Below are 21,703 nucleotides of genomic sequence, written 5' to 3' on the forward strand. Positions count from 1 at the left end.
TTTCCAAAACCTAAAGAAGTAACTGATGCAATATATGACTATTTAACAAACATAGGAGGAAATCCTGGTCGTTCCAATCATATTTATTCAATGAACTCTAATAGAATTCTTTATTCCACTCGTGAAAAAATTGCTTCATTTTTCAACTATAACTCTATAGAGAATGTTATATTCACTAAAAATATAACTGAATCTTTAAATATTTTATTAAATGGTATTCTAAATGAAGGGGATCATGTAATAACTTCTTCTATGGAACATAACTCCGTTCTAAGGCCCTTAGTAAACTTAAAAGAGGCTGGTATTATTGATTTAGATATAGTAAGTGCAAATTTTTTTGGTTTTATAGATATAGAAGATTTTAAGAAAGCAATTAAACCAACCACGAAATTTATAATATTGACTCAAGCATCTAATGTAATAGGAAGTATTCAGCCTATAAAAGAAATAGGTAGGTTGTGTAAGGATAATAATATACATTTTATCTTAGATTCAGCCCAAGGAGCAGGAGTTTTAAATATTGATTTTAAAGAACTTAATTTAAGTGCTTTAGCATTTACAGGGCACAAAAGCCTTTTTGGTCCCCAGGGGATAGGTGGTTTCATCTTAACTGATGAGTTAAATGAAATATGTAATCCCTACATATTAGGAGGCACAGGTAGTTTATCTCATTCCCTTATTCAACCTGACTTTCTTCCTGATAAATTCGAATCAGGAACACTTAATATGCCAGGTATTGTTGGATTGATGGAAGGAATTAAATTTATAAAATCTGAAGGTTTAAATTCTATTTATGAAAAAAATAAATCCTTAAGAAAACTGCTAGTTTCAGAATTGCAAAATATTAATACCGTGATTTTATATGAAGACTTAGCTAATGAAAACTATACCTCTTGTGTATCCTTTAACGCAAAAAATATTGATACTGCTGAATTATCTTTTATACTTGATTCAGACTTTGGTATAAAGAATCGTTCAGGTCTTCATTGTGCACCCCTTGCTCATAAAACAATTGGTAGCTTTCCAACTGGTACAGTTAGATTAAGTTTAAGCTACTTTAATTCTGAAGAAGATATAAAATATGCAGTTGATTCTATAAACAAGATTCTAAAATGAATACTAGCCTCCTTTATTGTCAATAATTTCAATAAAGGAGGCTTTTAAATGACAGTAGATAAATTTAATGTGGATTCACTATTTCCCAATTCATATATTAAAATAGGAAATTTTCTATATAAAGAATTAATTAATGTATATAAATCTAATAGAGTAATTATATTCCTTTGTATTGGTACCGATAGATGCACTGGTGACTCTTTAGGGCCTTTAATTGGGTATAAGTCAAAAAAATCTTTTAGAAGCTTATCTAAAAATAACATTTTTATTTATGGCACTCTAGAAACCCCAATACATTCTAAAAACTTAGTTGATATAATTTCTAAAATTAAATCTGCCTTTAAGGATCCCTATATTATTGCTATTGATTCCTGTTTAGGTGGTATTAATAATATCGGCAAGGTTTTTATTGATAGGAAACCTCTTAGCCCTGGCATTGCAGTTAACAAAGAGCTACCCCCTATAGGAGATTTAAGTATTACTGGTATCGTTAATATAGCTGGAAATTATGAATTTCTTATACTTCAAAACACAAGGCTTTTTACAGTTATGGCATTAGCTGATTGTATATCCAAGGGTATCTTATATTGTGTTAATAAAATTGTAGATAATACAAATACTATGTTGATGAACTAACTAAGATAAAAATATATATAGTTATCCTCACATTTAATTATTAGTCCATTTATTTAAAACAAATTTATATGCAATAATTTAATACTCTATATGCTTATTCAGTACTTATGTATTGTTTTCTCATGTAATTCCATAAATATAAAAGGAGCTACTCTTATTATAAGAATAGCTCCTTTATTATTACTTTTTATTTATTGCTTCATTTAATACATATGTTTCTTCTTCTGATAATTCATATCTAGATATTCCCTTATCTACAGGTTTAGCATATGTAATACTATCTTGTCTAGAATATATTCCAGTGATTATAACTCCATCATTATAAGAATCTAAAATTGCTATTGAAAAGCTTAAATCACTTCCTACATCTGAAAATGCTTTATATCTCATAATAGCAACTTTGTTTACACAACCCTTTATCTCTTCTTGGATAACCTTACATTGATTAATAGCTTCATCAGCCTTAGCTGCTGCTCTTTCCACTTCATCAAATTTTGAAACAATAAGTTCTTCTAAATTTTTATTATTAACACCTCTAGTAAGTCTTCTAAACTTTTTCTCAAGCTTACTAGTTGATCTCATTAACGAGATTACTATAATAAACAGTAATAATATTATTACTAATAATGCTATTACGATAAAATGCATATTATCATTTATTAAATTAATTAAAACTTCCACTTTTCTGCTCCTTCCTAAACTTATGTCAAAAAATATCTAATGTTTCACGTGAAACATTAGATGAAACTTTTATAAATGTTTCATGTGAAACATTTATAAATCAATTATTTCCAATATTCTTTGTAAATCCTCATCAGAATAATATTCTATTTCTATTTTTCCTTTATTATTCTTATTACTTATATTTACCTTAGTTCCGAAATAATTTTGAAGTCTTTCGGTAACATCTTTGTAATATGGACTGATTTCTCTTGTTTTTTCCCTTGTTTTCTTATCAGATTTCATTGATTTTATTAGTTTTTCTACTTCTCTAACTGATAATTTTTCATCTATTACTTTTTGTGCTATTTCGCATTGAAGTTTAGGATCTTCTATTGCTAATAATGCTCTTCCATGCCCTTCTGTAATAACTTCATCTATTAAATATTGTTTTACAGTATCACAAAGAGCTGTAAGTCTTATTGTATTACTAATTGCTACTCTTGATTTTCCAACTCTCTTGCTTAATTCCTCTTGAGTTAGGTTAAAATCAGATAGAAGCTTTTGATATGCTAATGCTTCTTCAATAGGATTTAAATCCTGTCTTTGGATATTTTCTATTAGCGAAATTTCTAAAATATCCTTATCGCTTAAATCCATTACTATTGCAGGAACTTCCTTTAGTCCTAATAGTTTAGAAGCTCTCCATCTTCTTTCCCCTGCAACTATAGTATAATATTCATCCTTCTTATTAAGTATAATAGGTTGGATAATTCCATGCTCTTTTATGGATTGTGCTAATTCAGCTATTTTTACATCATCAAAAGATTTTCTAGGTTGTTCTTCATTGCTTTTAATTAAGTTAATTTCTATAAGAGAAGGTTTGTTTTTATCCTTAGCCGGAGCTTCATTTGGTATTAATGCACCTAAACCCTTTCCTAATGCTGATTTTTTATTCATTTTATCACCTACCTATTGTCTACTTAAAAATTCTTTAGTTAATGATTTATAGGATTCTGCTCCCTTACATTTTTCATCATATAACATAATTGGCAACCCAAAGCTAGGTGCCTCAGCTAATCTTATATTTCTAGAAATAGTTGTGTCATAAACCTTGTCATTAAAAAAGTTCTTAACTTCTTCAAAAACTTCATTACTTAAATTAGTTCTGTAATCATACATAGTCATTACTACACCTTCTATTTCTAAATCCTCATTTAATGACTTTTTAACTAACTTAATTGTATTAATAAGTTGTCCAACTCCCTCTAATGCATAAAACTCACATTGTATAGGGATTAAAACAGATTCTACTGATGTAAGAGCATTAATGGTTAATACTCCTAAAGAAGGCGGACAATCTATAAATATAAAATCATATTCATTTTCTATTTCCTTTATTTTATTTGCTAAAATAACTTCTCTGTTTTCTTTTCCAATTACTTCAACTTCTGCACCTGCTAATTCCATAGTAGATGGAGCAATATATAAATTTTTCACCAATTCGCTTTTTAATATTACATCCTTTAAGGATGCATCAGAAGTGATTACATCATACATAGACATTTCTAAATTACTCTTGTCTAATCCTAATCCACTAGTGGTATTCCCCTGAGGATCTATGTCTATAGTTAATACCCTGTATCCCTCCATTGCTAAATACGCGCATAAATTTATATTAGTTGTAGTTTTGCCAACTCCACCTTTTTGATTGAATATACAAACTTTCTTCATATAAAAAAGCTCTATTTAGAGCTTCACCCCCCTTCCCATATTAATATTATATATAGTTTTACATAATATTAAAAGATTAACCTCATAAAAAAATGAAGAAATCATTATATTGTTTACTAAATTAGAATAATTTAGACTAAATAATATAGATTTTCTTCATTTCACATTATATTTATATTCAAAAGCAATACTTTTTACTTTTTAGGAATACTAACTGTTATCTGAATAAATTCCTCATCATCCTTGAATTTATATTCAGCAGGTATATTAAACTTATCAAAAACTTGTCTAATAGTATTAACATATAGCTTTGCAGGGAAAACACTTTTTACTCTCTTTTTATCTTTATTATTAAGCTCTTCTCCAGCTATTTTTAATAACTCTTTATTTATTAATTCTTCTGTTGCTTTAACATTTAAAGAGTCCTTAACAATTTTATCTACAACTTTAAGTTGTAGCTCTTCATTAGGTAATGATAAAAGAGCTCTTGCATGTCTTTCTGTTAATTTGTTTTCTAAACAAGTCTCTCTTACTTTTTCACTAAGCTTTAATATTCTTAACTTATTAGCAATTGTTGATTGCTTCTTTCCCATTCTTTTTGCTAATTCATCTTGAGTGAATTTATGATCATTAATTAAATTAAAATAAGCTTCAGCCTCTTCTATGAAATTTAAATCTTCTCTTTGCAGATTTTCAAGTAAAGCAATTTCAGCAGATTCAGTATCAGTTATTTCTATTATGTTACAAGGAACAACATCAAAATCTGCCATTCTTGCAGCTCTCCAACGTCTTTCTCCAGCTACTAATTCAAAGTTCTCTCCTCTTTTTCTAACAGTAATAGGCTGAATTATTCCATGCTCTTTTATAGATTGAGATAATTCTTCTAACGCCTCTTCATTAAAAAACCTTCTCGGCTGATAAGTATTTGGAAATATTTTATCTACACTTATATTACTAATTTCTCTATTCATATGCACCCAACCATCCCTTATTAAAATAAATCTCCATTAAACTCAATAAATTAAAAATTCTATTTTTATTGTATATTTCCTTTTTTTATTTCCTAATTTTGTAAGACAAATTCGCTAAATATACCTTATAAAAATACAAATCAATTTATATATCTATTTATTATATATTTTATCGACTAATTATATTAATATAATTTGTAAATTTTTTATTTTATAGGCTTCTTATTAATTGTTCCAGCCTTTCTAGGATAAGCTTTTGGACACTTACCTATTTTCTTTATTTCAACAATATTATGTTTTAAATCAGATTCTTCAATATTTACTTCTATTATATTCTCTAATTCGCCGCCTAAAGTACTAATAGCTTTTTTTCCATCTTTAATTTCATCTTCAATGGCTGGTCCTTTAAGTGCAACAAAGTACCCATTTAACTTTACATAAGGTAAACAAAACTCTGATAAAACAGCCATATTTGCAACAGCTCTAGAAGTAGCAACATCAAAATTCTCTCTTAATTCTGGTTTTCTTGCTCCATCTTCTGCTCTTGAATGAATTGTAATAACATTTTTTAAATCTAATTTTGCTATAACCGCATTTAAAAAATTTATTCTTTTGTTTAATGAATCTAATAATGTTACCTTAACATCAGGATTCATTATAGCTATTGGTAGGCCTGGAAATCCAGCCCCAGTCCCTACATCTATAATAGTCTTTGCATTTTTTACAGCATTAGACTTAAAAGCCTTTATACAATCTATAAAATGCTTTTTTATTACTTCTTCATCTTCTGTTATTGCTGTTAAATTTATTTTTTCGTTCCATTCCTGTAAAAGCTTCATATAATCTATAAATTGATTATACTGTTTCTCAGTTAAATCTAATCCAACTTCTAATGAAGCTTCTTTCATTAATTGAAAATATTCCATATTTCCTCCGTAAAAGCTTATTTCTTGTATTGATGTTCTAGATAAATTAATAGTACAGATATATCTGCTGGAGAAACTCCTGATATTCTAGATGCTTGCCCTATACTTATAGGCTTAATATTTGATAACTTTTGTATTGCTTCTGTTCTTAATCCCTTAACATCTGTGTAATCTAGATTTTCTGGAATTAATTTCTTCTCAAATTTTCTAAATTGCTTAACTTGGTCAAGTTGGCTACTTATATATCCTTCATACTTAGTTATTATATTTATTTGCTCTCCAATATCTTCATCATAATCTGGTCTTTCTGGATCTAATTCTGATAAGCTAAAATAATCAAGCTCTGGTCTCTTAATAAGCTCATAGAAACTAATTGGTTTTTTTAATTCAGTAGACCCCTTAGCTATTAAGAACTCATTCACTTCTTTTTTATTTGTAATTTGTAGTTCCTTTAATCTATTAACTTCATTCTCTACATTATTTTTTCTAGTAATAAACTTTTGATATCTTTCTTCTGTTACAAGACCTACCTTATATCCTATTTCAGTTAGTCTAAAATCTGCATTGTCTTGTCTTAATAATAATCTATACTCAGCTCTTGCTGTCATCATTCTATAAGGTTCATTTGTTCCCTTTGTAACTAAATCATCGATTAAAACACCAATATATCCATCTGATCTAGTTAGTACCATAGGATCTAATCCCTTAATTTTTAATGCAGCATTTATACCAGCAACAATACCTTGTCCCCCAGCTTCTTCATAGCCTGAGCTACCATTTAATTGGCCAGCACCATATAAACCATCAAATTCCTTAAATTCTAAAGTAGGTTTTAATTGTGTTGGATCAATTGAATCATATTCTATTGCATAAGCAGTTCTCATAATTTCAGCATTTTCAAGGCCTGGAACTGTTCTTAACATTTGTAATTGAACCTCTTCTGGTAATGATGATGACATTCCACCAACATACATTTCTTGAGTATCCTCACCTTCTGGTTCTATAAATAATTGATGTCTTTCCCTATCTGGGAACCTCATAACCTTATCTTCAATTGATGGGCAGTATCTTGGACCTACCCCCTCAATTAATCCATTATACATAGGTGATCTATCTATATTATCCTTGATTACCTTATGAGTTTCTTCACTAGTATAAGTTAACCAACAAGAAACTTGTTCTCTATCTATATCTTCGCTCATAAATGAGAAAGGTACTATTTTTTCATCTCCAGGTTGTTCAATCATTTTAGAGAAATCTACACTTCTCTTATTAATTCTTGCTGGAGTACCAGTCTTAAATCTTCTTAATCTTATTCCTAAATCTATTAATGATTGTGATAATTCGTTAGCAGCTGATAAACCGTTAGGTCCACTGTTATACGTTACATCTCCAATAATAATTCTAGCTCTTAAGTAAGTTCCTGTAGTTAAAATAACAGCCTTACATTCAAAGTATCCACCATTTTTAGTAAGAACACCTTGTATTTTGCCATCTTTTACATCTAATTCTACTACTTCTAATTGTCTCAAAGATAAGTTTTCTTGTTCTTCTAAGACGCTCTTCATTCTGTATTGATATTTTTTCTTATCAGCTTGAGCCCTTAATGAGTGAACCGCTGGCCCCTTTGATGTATTAAGCATTCTTGATTGAATGAAAGTATTATCTATATTAACTCCCATTTCACCACCTAATGCATCAATTTCTCTTACTAAATGGCCCTTTGCAGTTCCTCCTATATTAGGGTTACATGGCATCATAGCTACAGAATCAAGATTTGTAGTGCAAATTAATGTCTTTAATCCCATTCTTGCTGTTGCTAGTGCTGCTTCACAACCTGCATGACCAGCACCAACAACTACTACATCATATTCTCCTGCTTTATATTTCATATTTATCTATCTCCTACTTTCCACAACAAAATTCTCTAAATATCTTATTAACTAAATCTTCTTCTAATTCTGATCCTGTTATTTCACCTAAAGCCTTTAATGCTGCTGTAACGAATATTGAAATTAAATCTAAGTATTCATTATTATTTAATCTTATAAGAGCTTCATTGCAGTTTTCACCTGCTCTAATTAAAGCTTGCTTATGTCTTGAATTTGATATTATTAAGCTCTCGCTATCTATTTTACCACTAAAGAACATATTCTTAATCTCATTTTTCAAACCATCTATACCAATATCTTCTTTAGCTGAAATTTTTATTATATTTTCAAAATTATTTAATATTGAATCATCTATTTTACTATGTAAGTCTATTTTATTAAGTAATACTATGGATTTTTTATTTTTAATTGCATCAATTATTTCTTTATCTTCTTTATCTAGTTCTCTTGAAGAATCTAAAACTAATAATACTAAATCAGCTTCATCTATTTTTTCTCTAGACTTCTCTACACCTATCTTTTCAACTATATCTTCTGTTTCTCTGATACCAGCAGTATCTATAATTTTTACAGGTATTCCATCTAAATTAATATATTCTTCAATTACATCTCTAGTAGTACCTGCTATATCTGTTACTATAGCTCTTTTTTCTTTTAATAGCACATTTAATAGAGATGACTTCCCAACATTCGGTTTACCAACTATAGCTAAACTAAGTCCATCTCTTATTATTTTTCCTTCATCCGCACTCTTAAGTAATTTATATATATCTTCGTGAGCATTTTCTAAGCTTTCTTTTACTCTAATAGGTATAGTTGGATCTATTTCTTCATCATCTTCAGTAAAATCAACTGCATATTCTATTAATGCCAAAACATTTAATAGATATTCATTTAACTTATTAATTCTTTGTGATAAAGATCCATTGCTTTGCATCAATGCAGATTTCATGGCAAGTTCAGTCTTAGCCGTTATTAAATCCATAACAGCTTCTGCTTGAGATAAATCTATTCTTCCGTTCAAAAATGCTCTCTTAGTAAACTCACCAGGTTCTGCAAGTCTTGCACCTGCTTTTATAACAGTTTCTAACACCTTATTTGTGGATGTTACTCCTCCGTGACAATTTATTTCAACGGTATCCTCAGCTGTAAAGCTTCTTGGTCCCTTCATATAACTTATAATTACTTCATCTATTAATTCTTCATTATTTAAATCGATTATATGTCCATATCTCATGGTATAAGTCTTCATATCTTTAATATCTTTGCCATTCTTTGGCTTGAATATCTTAGATACAATATTTAAAGCATTATCACCAGATACTCTAATAATAGCAATTCCACCTTCTCCTATAGCAGTAGATATAGCACAAATTGTATCAAATTCTTTCAACTTCTATCCTCCTTATCTTGACTTAATTAAGTCTATATTTATAGTATATCCTTTTTAACTAATATTCATTTTACAAAACAATTAATAGTAAGTCAAAATAAATAAAAAAGGAGATAGATATTATATTCTTTATGACCTCGTAATATCCAAGTCGCCAGAATATAATATCTACCTCCTTGAACACTTAATGAAATCAATTAATAAAAAATTATTCTCCAGGCAATATTTTTATTAATTTCTAAGACATAAAAAAGAAAAGGTAAGAAAGCCAAATGGCCCCCCCACCTCTATTTCTTAATGTCTACTACTACTCTTCTATGAGGTTCTTCCCCCTCACTAAAAGTATAGACATATTCATTATCTTGTAAAGCTGAATGTATTATCCTTCTTTCATAAGGATTCATAGGTTCTAGTTTATAAGGTCTTCTTATTTTTTTAACTTTATATGCAGTTTTTTCAGCAACTCTAATTAAAGTCTCTTCTCTTTTTTTCCTATAATTTTCAGTATCTAATACTACTTTCTTATAAGGAAGGTTATGATCTTTATTTACGACTAATGAAGTTAAGTATTGCAGAGCATCTAATGTCTCTCCCCTATATCCAATAATTATTCCCATTTTAGGTCCTGTAAGATCAATATGAATTATATCATTTTCTTCTCTAATTCTTATTTCCGCTTGTACCTTCATACTATTAAGTATGTTTCTTAAGAATAATTTTACTTCGTCCTTGTAATCTCTCTTAACTTTAACTAATATCTTTGCAGGTTTTGTACCTATAAAATTTAAAAATCCTTTAGAACCTTCGTCTAAAACTTCATATTCAACCCTATCTTCTGTAAGATTCAGGCTTTTTAAAGCATTTTCTAACGCTTCATTAACAGTTTTCCCTGTCATTTCTAGTGTTTTCATACCCTAATCACCACCTAGTAATACTAAATTATTTAATTCTTTTTCTTAGTCTTTGGTGTTGCTTTTTTGGCATTTTCTATAACTTTATATTGTGCTTCTTCTTCTTTTGCAGCTTTTTTCTTCATGGCTGGTAAGTAATTTAAGAAATAAGTTTGAATTAATTGAATAATTCCACCTATTATCCAGTAAATTACAAGTATTGAACTAAAGTTAATAGCCATTACCCCCATCATACCTGCCATCATTAAGTTCATTGATCCCATATTCATTTGTGAACCACCATTTTCATTCTTAGGCATAGACTTAGTTAATAATAAGCTTGGTATATATGTGCTTAAGAATGCTAATACTGGTAATATAAAATAAGGATCCTTTACAAATACATCTGGTATCCATAAGAATGATGGATGCACTACTGATGACTTATCTATATTCATAAATACATAGTAAAGCGCAAAAAGTATTGGTAATGGTAATAATGTTGGAAGACATCCTCCAAACATACTAACATTATTGTCCTTCATACATTTTGAATACTCAGCTTGCATCTTTTGAGGATCATTAGCATATTTTTTTTGAATAGCAGTTAATTCAGGTTGAATTTCTTGCATTCTTGCATTTGATCTGTTTGCTTTTATATTTAAAGGAAGAATTAATAATCTTATTATTAATGTAAATAAAGCGATAGTTAATATATAAGATACCCCACTAGGTTCTAAATTAAATAAGCTTAATATTACATCATGCATTCCTTCAAATATAATAGTTAGAAAATTTGTAATAGGTTGTAAGAACTTCATCATATTTTGAACACGGCCTCCTTATTTTAACGGATCATATCCACCCTTAGCTAAGGGATGACATTTTAAAATTCTCTTTATAGCTAAAAAACCACCTTTTAAAGCTCCATATTTATTTATTGCTTCAATTGCATATTCTGAACATGTGGGAACATAAATGCATGTGGGTGGTCTCATTGGCGAAATATATTTTCTATATAAATGTATAAACTTTAACATTACTTTTTTCATTATTTATATAAGCCTGCCTTTGAAAAGAGTTTTTTCATTGCTTCCTCAACTTCAAAGAAACTTTTTCCCTCTATAGAATTTCTAGCTATAAAAACAAAATCGTAACCAGTTTTAAGATCTTTTTCATTTAGTCTATAGCTTTCTGTTATCAATCGTTTACTTCTACTCCTGACAACACTATTTCCAACTTTTTTACTTACAGATATTCCTACCTTATTATAAGTAACTCCATCTTTTGTTTTATTTCTTCTATTATTATATATATAAATAACTAAAAGATTATTAGCTAAAGACTTTCCTCTTCTATAAACTAATTTAAATTCATTGTTTTTTCTTAACCTGTATATCATTAGAAATTTTAAACTCCTTTTTTTCCTGCTATTGCAGAAAAAAGGCCACTATTTGCGGCCCTTATGCTGTTAATCTTTTTCTACCTTTTTGTCTTCTTCTCTTAAGAACATTTCTGCCTGCTGAAGTTTTCATTCTCTTTCTGAAGCCATGTTCCTTTTTTCTTTGTCTCTTTTTTGGTTGGTATGTCATGAACATTTCACTACACCCCCTTTAAATTGTAATTTCTATAGTTAACACTATAATTCTATTTTTAGATTTACCTTATCATTATATATATATCAGGTTTTTATGTCAATACACTATAATTTTCAAGTTCTGTTGATAAATATAATAAATATTCTCACACAAATTGTGGATAACTTATTGAATACTCTATTTAACTTGTGTTATTATAAGTTATGACTGTGAATAATTTTATTTCCAAGTGAACTTATCCACACCTGTGGATTAAATTGTGAATAACTTGTTCGCTTTTTATTTATTTTTAAACTATTATAATATATTTTTAGCTAAATTTATGCTTTTACACTATGTTAATAATGTGAAAAACTGTACATAATTCTATTGTGGATAAATTTAATCAAATTATTTTTTCAACATAATTATTAACATGTGGATATTTATATTAAGTTTATTAACATATAAAAACGTATGTTAATAATTGTGTTGATATTATGTTATTAACTAAGTTATTTTTATAAAAAAATTTATTTATGGAGGATATAAAATGAATAATGATCTTAAATCATTATGGGAAAAAACATTAAATATTATCAAGGGTGAAATGAGTGAAGTAAGCTTTAATACCTGGATTAAAAGCTGCGAACCTATTTCTATATCTTCCAATACTATAAAAATCAGTGTCCCGAACTCCTTTACTCAAGACATATTAGAAAAGAGATATAAGGACTTAGTTGTAAACTCTATAGAAGCTGCTTGTTCTAAAGTTTATAATGTAGATTTTATAGTAGCATCTGATATTCAAGAAGCTGACGAAAAGGAAGAAAAGAATACACAAAATGATGATAAGTCATCAGTTAATGTAAATGATGAAATGTCTAGTACATTAAATCCTAAATATACTTTTGATTCATTTGTCATAGGTAATAGTAATAGATTCGCTCATGCTGCCTCTTTAGCAGTTGCTGAGGCTCCAGCTAAAGCCTATAATCCTCTATTTATTTATGGAGGTGTTGGTCTTGGAAAGACTCACTTAATGCATGCTATAGGACACTATGTTCTTCAAAATAACTCTAATGCAAAAGTAGTTTATGTATCTTCTGAAAAATTTACTAATGAGCTTATTAATGCTATTAGAGATGATAGAAATGAAGAATTTAGAAATAAATATAGAAATGTAGATATACTATTAATAGACGATGTTCAATTTATTGCTGGAAAGGAAAGAACTCAGGAAGAATTTTTCCATACATTTAATGAATTACATGATGCTAATAAGCAAATTATTCTATCATCTGATAGACCGCCAAAGGAGATCCCTACTTTAGAAGATAGGCTTCGTTCAAGATTCGAATGGGGATTAATAGCTGATATCCAAGCGCCAGACTTTGAAACTAGAATGGCTATTTTAAAAAAGAAGGCTGATGTAGAGAAATTAAATGTTGCTAATGAAGTAATGGTGTATATTGCAACTAAAATTAAGTCTAATATTAGAGAATTAGAAGGTGCACTTATTAGAATAGTAGCTTATTCTTCTCTTACTAATAGACCAATTACTGTTGAGTTAGCAAGTGAAGCATTAAAGGATATAATTTCAAATAAACAAAATAAAAATATAACTATCGATGTTATACAGGACGTTGTAGCTGGTTATTTTAATCTTAGAATAGAAGATTTAAAATCTCAAAGAAGAACAAGAAATGTAGCATATCCTAGACAAATCGCAATGTACTTAAGTAGGAAACTCACAGATATGTCCTTACCTAAAATAGGTGAAGAGTTTGGAGGAAGAGATCATACAACTGTTATACACGCGTATGAGAAAATATCTGATAACTTAAAGACTGATGAGAGCCTACAACATACAGTAAATGATATAACAAAGAAACTAACTCAAAATTAACTAACAGCTGTACATAAATATATTGAATTGTTTGTGGATAACTATTAAAAACGATATTGCTTGTTAATACTGTGGATAAGATATGTATTTTTTGCTTCACTTATCCACACTATTTTTTTACTAACTTTTTAGTGTTTTCAAGGGCTAATAGTACTTATCAACATATCAACAGCCCCTACTACTACTATTATTATAATTTATCTATATATTTATCTATATATTTATATTATTTCTGTTAATATTTTATGTTCATAAATTAAGGAGGTTTTTATATGAAATTCATATGTGAAAAACAAAAACTACAAGAAGGTATATCTATTGCTAGTAAGGCTATAACAGGAAAAACTACAATGCCCATACTAGAAGGAATATATATAACAGCTAAAAATAATGAATTAACATTAATAGGATCCGATATGGATGTATCCATTGAAACAAAGGTTCAAGCTAACATTGTAGAAGAAGGTATGTTAGTTATAGATTCTAAAATATTTGGAGAAATAATAAGAAAACTTCCAAATTCAGATGTTGTTATAGAAACTTTGGAAAATGAAATTATTCAAATAACTTGTGAAAAGTCAGTTTTCAACTTAGTTTATATGAATGGAGAAGATTACCCAGAATTACCTAAAATAAATGAAAACTTATCAGTAGAAGTTCCTCAAAATATATTAAAGAGCATGATAAGGGGTACGTCTTTTGCTATTGCTCAAGATGAAACAAGACCAATATTACAGGGTATATTATTTGAGGTTAAAAATAGAAATTTAAATCTTGTTGCTTTAGATGGATATAGATTAGCTATTAGATCAGAGTTTTTAGATAATGATAATGAGATAGAAGTGGTTATTCCAGGAAAAACATTAAACGAAGTTTCAAGAATAATAGAAGATACAAATGAAATAGTAAAAATTACTTTTACTAATAATCATATTTTATTTAATTTAAGTGATACTAAAATAATTTCTAGATTATTAGATGGAAAGTTTGTTAATTATATATCTTTATTACCACAAGAACATAAGATTACTATTGATGTAAAAAAACAAGAATTACAAAATTGTATTGAAAGAGCATCCCTTATGGCGAAGGATGGTAATAGTAATTTAATTAAATTAGATGTTCAAGATGAGACTGTAATAATAACATCCAATTCTCAATTGGGAAAGGTTAGGGAAGAAGTGAGTATAAATCTGCAAGGTGAGTCAATTCAAATTGCATTTAACTCAAGATACTTAATTGATGTTCTAAAAAATATAGATGGGGATGAAGTTATTTTAGAAATGACTTCAAGTGTAAGTCCTTGTGTAATTAAATGCAAAAACACTGATAATTCTAAGTACTTAGTATTACCAGTTAGACTATTAAGATAGAAGGGAGTATATGCATAAAGTTTGTATTTATATGCATAGAATTGGAAAATGAATGAAGTTAAAATAAATACCGAATTTATAAAACTAGATTCTTTTTTAAAATGGTGTGGAGCTGCATCATTAGGATCAGAGGCTAAGATGTATATCTTAGATGAATTGGTTAAGGTTAATGGGGAAGTATGTACTCAAAGAGGAAAAAAGATTAGACCAGGAGACTTAGTAGAGTTTAATGGAGAGAAATATAGAGTAATCTAATTACTCTTAACCGAATAATTACTTTTATTCCTCTAATATGTTATAATCAAATATAGGTGTAAGTAATGTATATTAAGAAAATACAAATATTAAATTATAGAAATTATAAATCCTTAAATATAACACTGGGGAAAAATGTAAATGTATTTATGGGGGATAATGCTCAGGGAAAAACTAATATTCTTGAAGCGATTTATTATTGTGCATTTGCGAGATCCCATAGAACTTCAAAAGATAGAGAATTAATTAATTGGAATGCGGAAAGTGCCTTTGTAAGTGTTTTAGTTGGTAGAGATAGATTGGATAAAACTATTGATATAAATATACTTAAAGATGGCAAAAAGGCAATAAGAATAAACAAGATCAAAGCTTCAAAGATTGGAGAATTATTTGGAAACTTTAATGTTGTTATGTTTTCACCTGAAGATTTAAGGATAATTAAAGATTCTCCAGGTGTAAGAAGAAAATTCATAGATATGGAATTATGTCAATTAGGTTCTAAGTATTATTATAATCTAGTTCAGTACAATAAGGTCTTAAATGAACGGAACATACTTTTAAAGAGTAGAAAAGTTGATAAAGATGTTTTGGATATATATGATATTCAGCTAGCCAATTTTGGCTGTAATATAATTAAAGAAAGACTAAATTATATTAATAAGTTAAATTTTTATGGAAAGAATATACATAAGGATATATCTTCAGGAAAAGAAGATGTAGAATTTAAATATATAAGTACAGTAAAAAATCTAGAAGATATAGAGAATTGTTTTTATGAGCAATTGAAAAGAAATAGAAATAAAGATATGGAAAAAGGATTAACTAGCGTTGGCCCACATAGGGATGATTTTATTGTGCTTATTAATGGTATAGATACTAAAAGTTTTGGATCACAAGGACAGCAAAGAAGTGCTGTTCTTACTATGAAGTTCTCTTCTTTGAAGATAATAAAGGAATTAACATCAGAATATCCAGTATTATTGCTAGATGATGTTTTATCGGAATTGGATTTCAATAGAAAGAGATATATTTTAAGTACCATAGGTGAAATTCAAACAATAATAACATGTACAGGAATAGAGGATCTTACAAATTATTTAGATAGTAGTTCTAGGGTCTTTAAGGTTAAGGATGGTGAAATCCTAAATTAAGGGAGGAATTCTTATGTTTTTACATTTAGGAGAAAATGTTGTTGTTCCGATTAAGGACATAATTGGAATTTTTGATTTGCAAACAACTATGTATAGCTCAGATACAAGTGCATTTTTAAGAATGGCAGAGGAAGATGGGTTTGTAGAAAGAATTTCAAAAGAAAAGCCTAAATCTTTTGTTATAGCTGAAGTTAATAAGATGAGTAAAATATATTTATCACCAATATCATCTTCAACTTTAACAAAAAGAACAAATACAGATTATAATCCATAATTCCAATTTTTAATCTTCATAGGGTTAAAATAAAAGTTCAGTAAAAGGAGGAGATTATGTTGGAAAATAACAAACAAAGTTATGATGAAAGTCAGATTCAGGTTCTTGAAGGCTTAGAGGCCGTTAGAAAAAGACCAGGAATGTATATAGGGAGTACTAGTTCAAGGGGATTGCATCACCTTGTTTATGAAATAGTTGATAACAGTATTGATGAAGCCTTAGCAGGCTTTTGTGATGAAATATCAGTGGCAATCAATGAAGATAATTCTATAACTGTAATAGATAATGGTAGAGGTATGCCTACTGGTATACACCCTAAGATGGGGAAATCTGCTGTAGAGGTAATTATGACAGTTCTACATGCTGGAGGTAAATTCGGCGGTGGCGGATATAAAGTATCTGGAGGATTACATGGAGTTGGTGCGTCAGTTGTTAATGCATTATCTGAATGGTGCGAAGTTACTGTATCAAGAGAAGGAGAAGTTTGGCAACAAAGATATTCTAGAGGAAATGCTATATCTGATTTAGCTGTAATAGGTTCTACAGAAGATCATGGAACTAAAGTTTCATTTAAGCCAGATACTGAAATATTTGAAGAGACTGAATATGATTTTGAAATATTAGCAAATAGATTAAGAGAATTAGCATTTTTAAATAAAGGAATAAGAATAGTTTTAACTGATAAAAGAGAAGATGATAAGCAAGAAATATATCATTATGAAGGTGGTATAAAGGAATTTGTTGCGTATTTGAATAGAAATAAAGAAGTTTTACATCAAGATCCTATATACGTAGAAGGGGAAAAGGATGGAATAATCGCAGAAATATCACTTCAATACAACGATGGATATAATGAAAATCTATATTCATTTGCTAATAATATAGATACGATCGAAGGTGGAACTCACTTATCAGGATTTAAAACTGCATTAACAAGAGTTATAAATGATTATGGAAAGAGATTTAATCACTTAAAAGAAAATGATAAAAATCTATCTGGAGATGATATAAGAGAAGGATTAACAGCTGTAGTATCTGTTAAAATATCTGAACCACAATTTGAAGGGCAAACAAAAACTAAACTTGGAAATTCTGAGGTAAGAAGTGTTGTTGATTCAATAGTTGGAGAGGGTGTTTCTATATTCCTTGAAGAAAATCCTAATGTAGGTAAGATAATTATAGAAAAAGCTTTAATGGCATCAAGAGCAAGAGATGCTGCAAGAAAGGCTAGAGAATTAACAAGAAAATCAGTTCTAGAAAGATCAACGCTTCCTGGTAAATTAGCAGATTGTTCATCTAAAGATCCATTAGAATGTGAAATTTATATAGTTGAGGGAGACTCAGCGGGTGGATCAGCTAAGCAAGGAAGAAATAGAAGATTCCAAGCAATATTACCTTTAAGAGGTAAAATACTGAATGTTGAAAAGCAAAGATTAGACAGAATATTAACAGCAGATACTATAAAATCTATGATAACAGCATTTGGAGCTGGAATTGGTGATGATTTTGATGAAAGTAAATTAAGATATAACAGAATAATAATAATGACAGATGCTGACGTTGATGGTGCTCATATTAGAACATTATTATTAACATTCTTCTTTAGATACATGAGAGGATTAATAGATGGAGGGCATGTTTACATAGCTCAACCACCTCTATATCAAATTAAGAAAAATAAAAAAGAATATTATGCATATTCAGATCAAGAGCTTGAATCAATACTTGGAGAAATTGGCGGTAAAGATAATACTACTAATATTCAAAGATATAAAGGATTAGGAGAAATGAATGCAACTCAATTATGGGATACAACCATGGATCCAGAAAAGAGAATATTATTAAAAGCTACTATTGAGGATGCTATAGCAGCAGATGAAATATTCACTATATTAATGGGGGATAAGGTTGAACCTAGAAGAGAATTTATACAAAAAAATGCTAAGAAGGTAAGTAACTTAGACGTTTAGTGCTAAAGCGAGGTGAGGTACATGAGCTTAAATGAAGGAAAAGTTATAGATATAGACATTAATAAAGAGATGAAAAGATGCTACATTGACTATGCCATGAGTGTTATAGTTGGGCGTGCACTTCCAGATGTTAGAGATGGATTAAAGCCAGTTCATAGAAGAATACTACACTCTATGAATGATCTTGGATTAGCTCCAGAAAAAGGTTATAGAAAGTGTGCAAGAATAGTAGGGGAAGTTTTAGGTAAGTATCATCCACATGGTGATACTTCAGTATATGATGCCCTTGTAAGAATGGCCCAAGATTTCTCTATGAGATATATGCTTGTAGATGGTCATGGTAACTTTGGATCTGTAGATGGTGATAGTGCAGCTGCTATGAGATATACAGAAGCAAAGATGAATAAGATAGCAGCAGAAATGTTAAGAGACATAAATAAAGATACTGTAGATTTTATTCCAAATTTTGATGGCGAAGAAAAGGAACCGGTAGTATTACCTTCAAGATATCCAAATCTTTTAGTTAATGGATCATCAGGAATAGCAGTTGGTATGGCTACTAATATTCCTCCTCATAATTTAGGAGAAGTTATAGATGGAACTATTATGCTTATTGATAACCCAGAAGCTACTGTTTTAGACTTAATGACTTTAATAAAAGGACCAGATTTTCCAACTGGAGCTACCATAATGGGTAAGGCAGGAATAAGAGCTGCTTATGAAACAGGAAAGGGTAGAGTAATAGTTAGAGCTAAAGCAGAAATAGAAGAAGAGAATAATAGACATAAAATTATAGTTACAGAACTTCCATACCAAGTAAATAAGGCTAAACTTATTGAAAATATAGCTGATTTAGTTAAGGATAAAAAAATAGTCGGAATATCAGATTTAAGAGATGAATCTGATAGAGAAGGTATGAGAATTGTTATAGAATTAAAGAAAGATGCTAATCCAAATGTAATTTTGAATCTATTGTATAAGCATACAAAAATGCAAGATACTTTTGGTGTTATTATGTTAGCTCTTGTAAACAATGAGCCACATGTTTTAAATTTAAAAGAAGTTTTAGTTAATTATATAAACTTCCAAAAGGAAGTAGTAACTAGAAGAACTGTATTTGAACTTAATAAGGCTGAAGCTAGAGCACACATTTTAGAAGGATTAATAATTGCTCTTGATAACATAGATGAAGTTATAAGTATTATTAGATCTTCTAAAACATCAGAAATAGCAAGAAACACCTTAATCGAAAGATTTAATTTAAGTGACAAGCAAGCTCAAGCAATATTAGAAATGAGACTTAGAAGATTAACAGGACTTGAAAGAGATAAAATTGAGGAAGAGTATGCTGAACTTATGAAACAAATAGAATACCTAAATTCAATTTTAGCAAGTGAAGAAAAATTATTATCAGTAATTAAAGATGAGCTTAGTGAAATAAAAAGAAGATATAGTGATGATAGAAGAACTTCTATAGAAAAAGTAATGAATGAAATAGATATAGAAGATCTTATTCAAGAAGAAGAGGTAGTAGTTACATTAACTCATTCAGGATATATAAAGAGAATATCTGCTGATACTTATTCATCACAAAGAAGAGGGGGAAGAGGAATACAAGCAATGTCTACCAAGGAAGATGACTTTGTAGAACATGTTAGTATAACATCTACTCACTCAGATGTATTATTCTTTACGAATAGAGGAAGAGTTTATAAGTTAAGGGCTTATGAAATACCTGATGCAGGAAGAACAGCTAAGGGAACTAATATAATTAATTTAATTGCAATAGAGGCAGATGAAAGAATAGAAACTGTACTTACTATAAGAGATGATATAAGTGAAGGCTTCTTATTTATGGCAACTAAGCAGGGCTTAGTTAAGAAAACACCTCTATGTGAATTCAAGAACCTTAGAAAAAATGGATTAATAGCAATTAATTTAAGAGATGGAGATGAACTTCTTAAGGTTAAAGTAACACGTGGAGATGCAGATATAATAATAGCAACAAGAGAAGGCAATGCTATTAGATTTAATGAGAAAGATGTAAGACCTATGGGAAGAACAGCTGCAGGAGTTAGATCTATACACTTAAAAGAAAATGATGTTGCTGTTTGTATGGATATAGCAGTTCAGGGAGAAGATTTATTAGTTATAAGTGAAAATGGATTTGGAAAGAGAACACCTATTACTCAGTACAAAGTACAAAGAAGAGGTGGAACAGGTCTAATAACATATAAACTATCTGAAAAGACAGGAAAAGTAGTTGGTGCAACTGTATGTAAGTTAGAAGATGAACTTATGTTGATAAATACAAGTGGAGTCGCAATAAGAATTAATGTTTCTGATATTTCAGTTACTAGTAGATCAGCAATGGGTGTAACTTTAATGAAAACATCTGATGAAGAAAAAATAGTTGCAATTGCAAAGATATCTGGAGCTAATGAAGATAAGGAAGAACAATTAAAATTAGAAGAAGATATTAACTTTAATGAAATAGAACCTGTGATTAATAATATCGAAGAGGATATAGAAATTAAAGAAGAGTTAAATGATATTGAAGAATAAGTAGATTAAATATCATCTAAAAAACTGAAGTAACTTTATATTTATACTATAAAGTTAACTTCAGTTTTTGTTATTTAAGGCCTAATAATGAGTTAGATAATATATATAAGGAGATTTACAACGTAATCTTATCCTAGCGTGTCAATATTAGAATAATAGAGATAAAAATAGAAAATTAGAGATTTTTTATAATAATTTATTTAAATAATAAGAAATGTATATAAAATAAATTATATAACATGATAAGATAAATCTCGTCGCTGAGAGATAGCAACAAACAAGTTAAAAAAACTTGTGAAAAAGTTGTTGACAAACAGTAAGACAAATGATAATATAATGAAGTCGCTTGAGAGCGGCGAAGAAAATGGTCTTTGAAAATTGAACAGAAAATAAGTTAAGTAAAATAAACCA

The 21,703-nt window shown here is 29.0% G+C and carries 21 protein-coding genes; 9 read left to right on the top strand and 12 right to left on the bottom strand.

Features of this window, described 5'->3' with window-relative positions:
* Positions 1–1,116, top strand: a 1,116-nt coding sequence (locus tag HUJ77_RS05515; protein ID WP_291707575.1) for an aminotransferase class V-fold PLP-dependent enzyme, incomplete at its 5' end; no start/stop codon positions are given.
* Positions 1,117–1,164: 48 nt separating this feature from the next.
* On the top strand, positions 1,165–1,752 hold the full coding sequence (gene yyaC / locus HUJ77_RS05520; RefSeq protein ID WP_291707576.1) for a spore protease YyaC: 588 nt from the start codon (positions 1,165–1,167) through the stop codon (positions 1,750–1,752).
* Positions 1,753–1,932: 180 nt separating this feature from the next.
* On the opposite strand, the gene HUJ77_RS05525 is transcribed toward yyaC, so the two are convergent.
* From HUJ77_RS05525 to rpmH, 12 genes are all read right to left on the bottom strand, one after another.
* Positions 1,933–2,433, bottom strand: coding sequence for a DUF4446 family protein (locus tag HUJ77_RS05525; protein ID WP_291707577.1), 501 nt, complete (start codon positions 2,431–2,433; stop codon positions 1,933–1,935).
* A 93-nt stretch (positions 2,434–2,526) separates the two neighbouring features.
* The gene (locus tag HUJ77_RS05530) at positions 2,527–3,372 is read right to left on the bottom strand and encodes a ParB/RepB/Spo0J family partition protein (protein ID WP_291707578.1); all 846 of its coding nucleotides are present in this window, start codon (positions 3,370–3,372) and stop codon (positions 2,527–2,529) included.
* 12 nt (positions 3,373–3,384) lie between these two features.
* Positions 3,385–4,146: an AAA family ATPase gene (locus HUJ77_RS05535; protein ID WP_291707579.1), complete on the bottom strand. Its 762-nt coding sequence runs from the start codon at positions 4,144–4,146 to the stop codon at positions 3,385–3,387.
* A gap of 194 nt (positions 4,147–4,340) precedes the next feature.
* Positions 4,341–5,117 (bottom strand): nucleoid occlusion protein, encoded by a 777-nt coding sequence (noc, locus tag HUJ77_RS05540; protein ID WP_291707580.1) that lies wholly within the window; start codon positions 5,115–5,117, stop codon positions 4,341–4,343.
* Between the two features lie 206 nt (positions 5,118–5,323).
* Positions 5,324–6,043, bottom strand: coding sequence for a 16S rRNA (guanine(527)-N(7))-methyltransferase RsmG (rsmG, locus tag HUJ77_RS05545; RefSeq protein WP_291707581.1), 720 nt, complete (start codon positions 6,041–6,043; stop codon positions 5,324–5,326).
* Between the two features lie 17 nt (positions 6,044–6,060).
* Complete coding sequence (gene mnmG, locus HUJ77_RS05550; RefSeq protein WP_291707582.1) at positions 6,061–7,935, bottom strand: tRNA uridine-5-carboxymethylaminomethyl(34) synthesis enzyme MnmG; 1,875 nt, start codon at positions 7,933–7,935, stop codon at positions 6,061–6,063.
* 13 nt (positions 7,936–7,948) lie between these two features.
* Positions 7,949–9,328 carry a tRNA uridine-5-carboxymethylaminomethyl(34) synthesis GTPase MnmE gene (gene mnmE, locus HUJ77_RS05555; RefSeq protein ID WP_291707583.1) on the bottom strand — a complete coding sequence of 460 codons (1,380 nt, stop codon included), beginning with the start codon at positions 9,326–9,328 and terminating at the stop codon, positions 7,949–7,951.
* A gap of 287 nt (positions 9,329–9,615) precedes the next feature.
* The gene (jag, locus tag HUJ77_RS05560; RefSeq protein ID WP_291707584.1) at positions 9,616–10,239 is read right to left on the bottom strand and encodes an RNA-binding cell elongation regulator Jag/EloR; all 624 of its coding nucleotides are present in this window, start codon (positions 10,237–10,239) and stop codon (positions 9,616–9,618) included.
* A 32-nt stretch (positions 10,240–10,271) separates the two neighbouring features.
* Positions 10,272–11,042 (bottom strand): membrane protein insertase YidC, encoded by a 771-nt coding sequence (gene yidC / locus HUJ77_RS05565; RefSeq protein WP_291707585.1) that lies wholly within the window; start codon positions 11,040–11,042, stop codon positions 10,272–10,274.
* Between the two features lie 18 nt (positions 11,043–11,060).
* Positions 11,061–11,270, bottom strand: coding sequence for a membrane protein insertion efficiency factor YidD (yidD, locus tag HUJ77_RS05570; protein WP_291707586.1), 210 nt, complete (start codon positions 11,268–11,270; stop codon positions 11,061–11,063).
* Positions 11,270–11,620 (bottom strand): ribonuclease P protein component, encoded by a 351-nt coding sequence (gene rnpA / locus HUJ77_RS05575; RefSeq protein WP_291707587.1) that lies wholly within the window; start codon positions 11,618–11,620, stop codon positions 11,270–11,272. The genes yidD and rnpA overlap by 1 nt, the downstream gene beginning before the upstream one ends.
* Positions 11,621–11,681: 61 nt before the next feature.
* Positions 11,682–11,816 carry a 50S ribosomal protein L34 gene (rpmH, locus tag HUJ77_RS05580; protein WP_136008220.1) on the bottom strand — a complete coding sequence of 45 codons (135 nt, stop codon included), beginning with the start codon at positions 11,814–11,816 and terminating at the stop codon, positions 11,682–11,684.
* Positions 11,817–12,348: 532 nt separating this feature from the next.
* On the opposite strand from rpmH, the gene dnaA reads away from it, so the two are divergent.
* From dnaA to gyrA, 7 genes are all read left to right on the top strand, one after another.
* Positions 12,349–13,704, top strand: coding sequence for a chromosomal replication initiator protein DnaA (dnaA, locus tag HUJ77_RS05585; RefSeq protein ID WP_291707588.1), 1,356 nt, complete (start codon positions 12,349–12,351; stop codon positions 13,702–13,704).
* 272 nt (positions 13,705–13,976) lie between these two features.
* On the top strand, positions 13,977–15,077 hold the full coding sequence (gene dnaN, locus HUJ77_RS05590) for a DNA polymerase III subunit beta (RefSeq protein WP_291707589.1): 1,101 nt from the start codon (positions 13,977–13,979) through the stop codon (positions 15,075–15,077).
* Between the two features lie 48 nt (positions 15,078–15,125).
* The gene (yaaA, locus tag HUJ77_RS05595; protein ID WP_291707590.1) at positions 15,126–15,332 is read left to right on the top strand and encodes a S4 domain-containing protein YaaA; all 207 of its coding nucleotides are present in this window, start codon (positions 15,126–15,128) and stop codon (positions 15,330–15,332) included.
* Positions 15,333–15,397: 65 nt separating this feature from the next.
* Positions 15,398–16,483: a DNA replication/repair protein RecF gene (gene recF / locus HUJ77_RS05600; RefSeq protein WP_291707591.1), complete on the top strand. Its 1,086-nt coding sequence runs from the start codon at positions 15,398–15,400 to the stop codon at positions 16,481–16,483.
* A gap of 13 nt (positions 16,484–16,496) precedes the next feature.
* A complete protein-coding gene (remB, locus tag HUJ77_RS05605; protein ID WP_291707592.1) occupies positions 16,497–16,757 on the top strand; it encodes an extracellular matrix regulator RemB in 261 nt (86 codons plus the stop codon).
* Positions 16,758–16,813: 56 nt separating this feature from the next.
* Positions 16,814–18,727 (top strand): DNA topoisomerase (ATP-hydrolyzing) subunit B, encoded by a 1,914-nt coding sequence (gene gyrB / locus HUJ77_RS05610; protein ID WP_291707593.1) that lies wholly within the window; start codon positions 16,814–16,816, stop codon positions 18,725–18,727.
* Positions 18,728–18,748: 21 nt separating this feature from the next.
* Positions 18,749–21,292 carry a DNA gyrase subunit A gene (gene gyrA / locus HUJ77_RS05615; protein ID WP_291707594.1) on the top strand — a complete coding sequence of 848 codons (2,544 nt, stop codon included), beginning with the start codon at positions 18,749–18,751 and terminating at the stop codon, positions 21,290–21,292.
* The last annotated feature ends 411 nt before the right edge of the window (positions 21,293–21,703 follow it).

Origin of the sequence: Clostridium sp. (assembly GCF_021443865.1) — a bacterium.
GTDB lineage: Bacteria > Bacillota > Clostridia > Clostridiales > Clostridiaceae > Clostridium.

What these genes read in the sequence shown, in the direction of transcription:
- yyaC (WP_291707576.1), top strand. Translation starts at nt 1,165, where the DNA reads ATGACAGTAGATAAATTTAATGTGGATTCACTATTTCCCAATTCATAT.
- HUJ77_RS05530 (WP_291707578.1), bottom strand. Translation starts at nt 3,372, where the DNA reads ATGAATAAAAAATCAGCATTAGGAAAGGGTTTAGGTGCATTAATACCA.
- HUJ77_RS05535 (WP_291707579.1), bottom strand. Translation starts at nt 4,146, where the DNA reads ATGAAGAAAGTTTGTATATTCAATCAAAAAGGTGGAGTTGGCAAAACT.
- noc (WP_291707580.1), bottom strand. Translation starts at nt 5,117, where the DNA reads ATGAATAGAGAAATTAGTAATATAAGTGTAGATAAAATATTTCCAAAT.
- rsmG (WP_291707581.1), bottom strand. Translation starts at nt 6,043, where the DNA reads ATGGAATATTTTCAATTAATGAAAGAAGCTTCATTAGAAGTTGGATTA.
- mnmG (WP_291707582.1), bottom strand. Translation starts at nt 7,935, where the DNA reads ATGAAATATAAAGCAGGAGAATATGATGTAGTAGTTGTTGGTGCTGGT.
- jag (WP_291707584.1), bottom strand. Translation starts at nt 10,239, where the DNA reads ATGAAAACACTAGAAATGACAGGGAAAACTGTTAATGAAGCGTTAGAA.
- yidC (WP_291707585.1), bottom strand. Translation starts at nt 11,042, where the DNA reads ATGATGAAGTTCTTACAACCTATTACAAATTTTCTAACTATTATATTT.
- yidD (WP_291707586.1), bottom strand. Translation starts at nt 11,270, where the DNA reads ATGAAAAAAGTAATGTTAAAGTTTATACATTTATATAGAAAATATATT.
- rnpA (WP_291707587.1), bottom strand. Translation starts at nt 11,620, where the DNA reads ATGATATACAGGTTAAGAAAAAACAATGAATTTAAATTAGTTTATAGA.
- rpmH (WP_136008220.1), bottom strand. Translation starts at nt 11,816, where the DNA reads ATGTTCATGACATACCAACCAAAAAAGAGACAAAGAAAAAAGGAACAT.
- dnaA (WP_291707588.1), top strand. Translation starts at nt 12,349, where the DNA reads ATGAATAATGATCTTAAATCATTATGGGAAAAAACATTAAATATTATC.
- dnaN (WP_291707589.1), top strand. Translation starts at nt 13,977, where the DNA reads ATGAAATTCATATGTGAAAAACAAAAACTACAAGAAGGTATATCTATT.
- yaaA (WP_291707590.1), top strand. Translation starts at nt 15,126, where the DNA reads ATGAATGAAGTTAAAATAAATACCGAATTTATAAAACTAGATTCTTTT.
- recF (WP_291707591.1), top strand. Translation starts at nt 15,398, where the DNA reads ATGTATATTAAGAAAATACAAATATTAAATTATAGAAATTATAAATCC.
- remB (WP_291707592.1), top strand. Translation starts at nt 16,497, where the DNA reads ATGTTTTTACATTTAGGAGAAAATGTTGTTGTTCCGATTAAGGACATA.
- gyrB (WP_291707593.1), top strand. Translation starts at nt 16,814, where the DNA reads ATGTTGGAAAATAACAAACAAAGTTATGATGAAAGTCAGATTCAGGTT.
- gyrA (WP_291707594.1), top strand. Translation starts at nt 18,749, where the DNA reads ATGAGCTTAAATGAAGGAAAAGTTATAGATATAGACATTAATAAAGAG.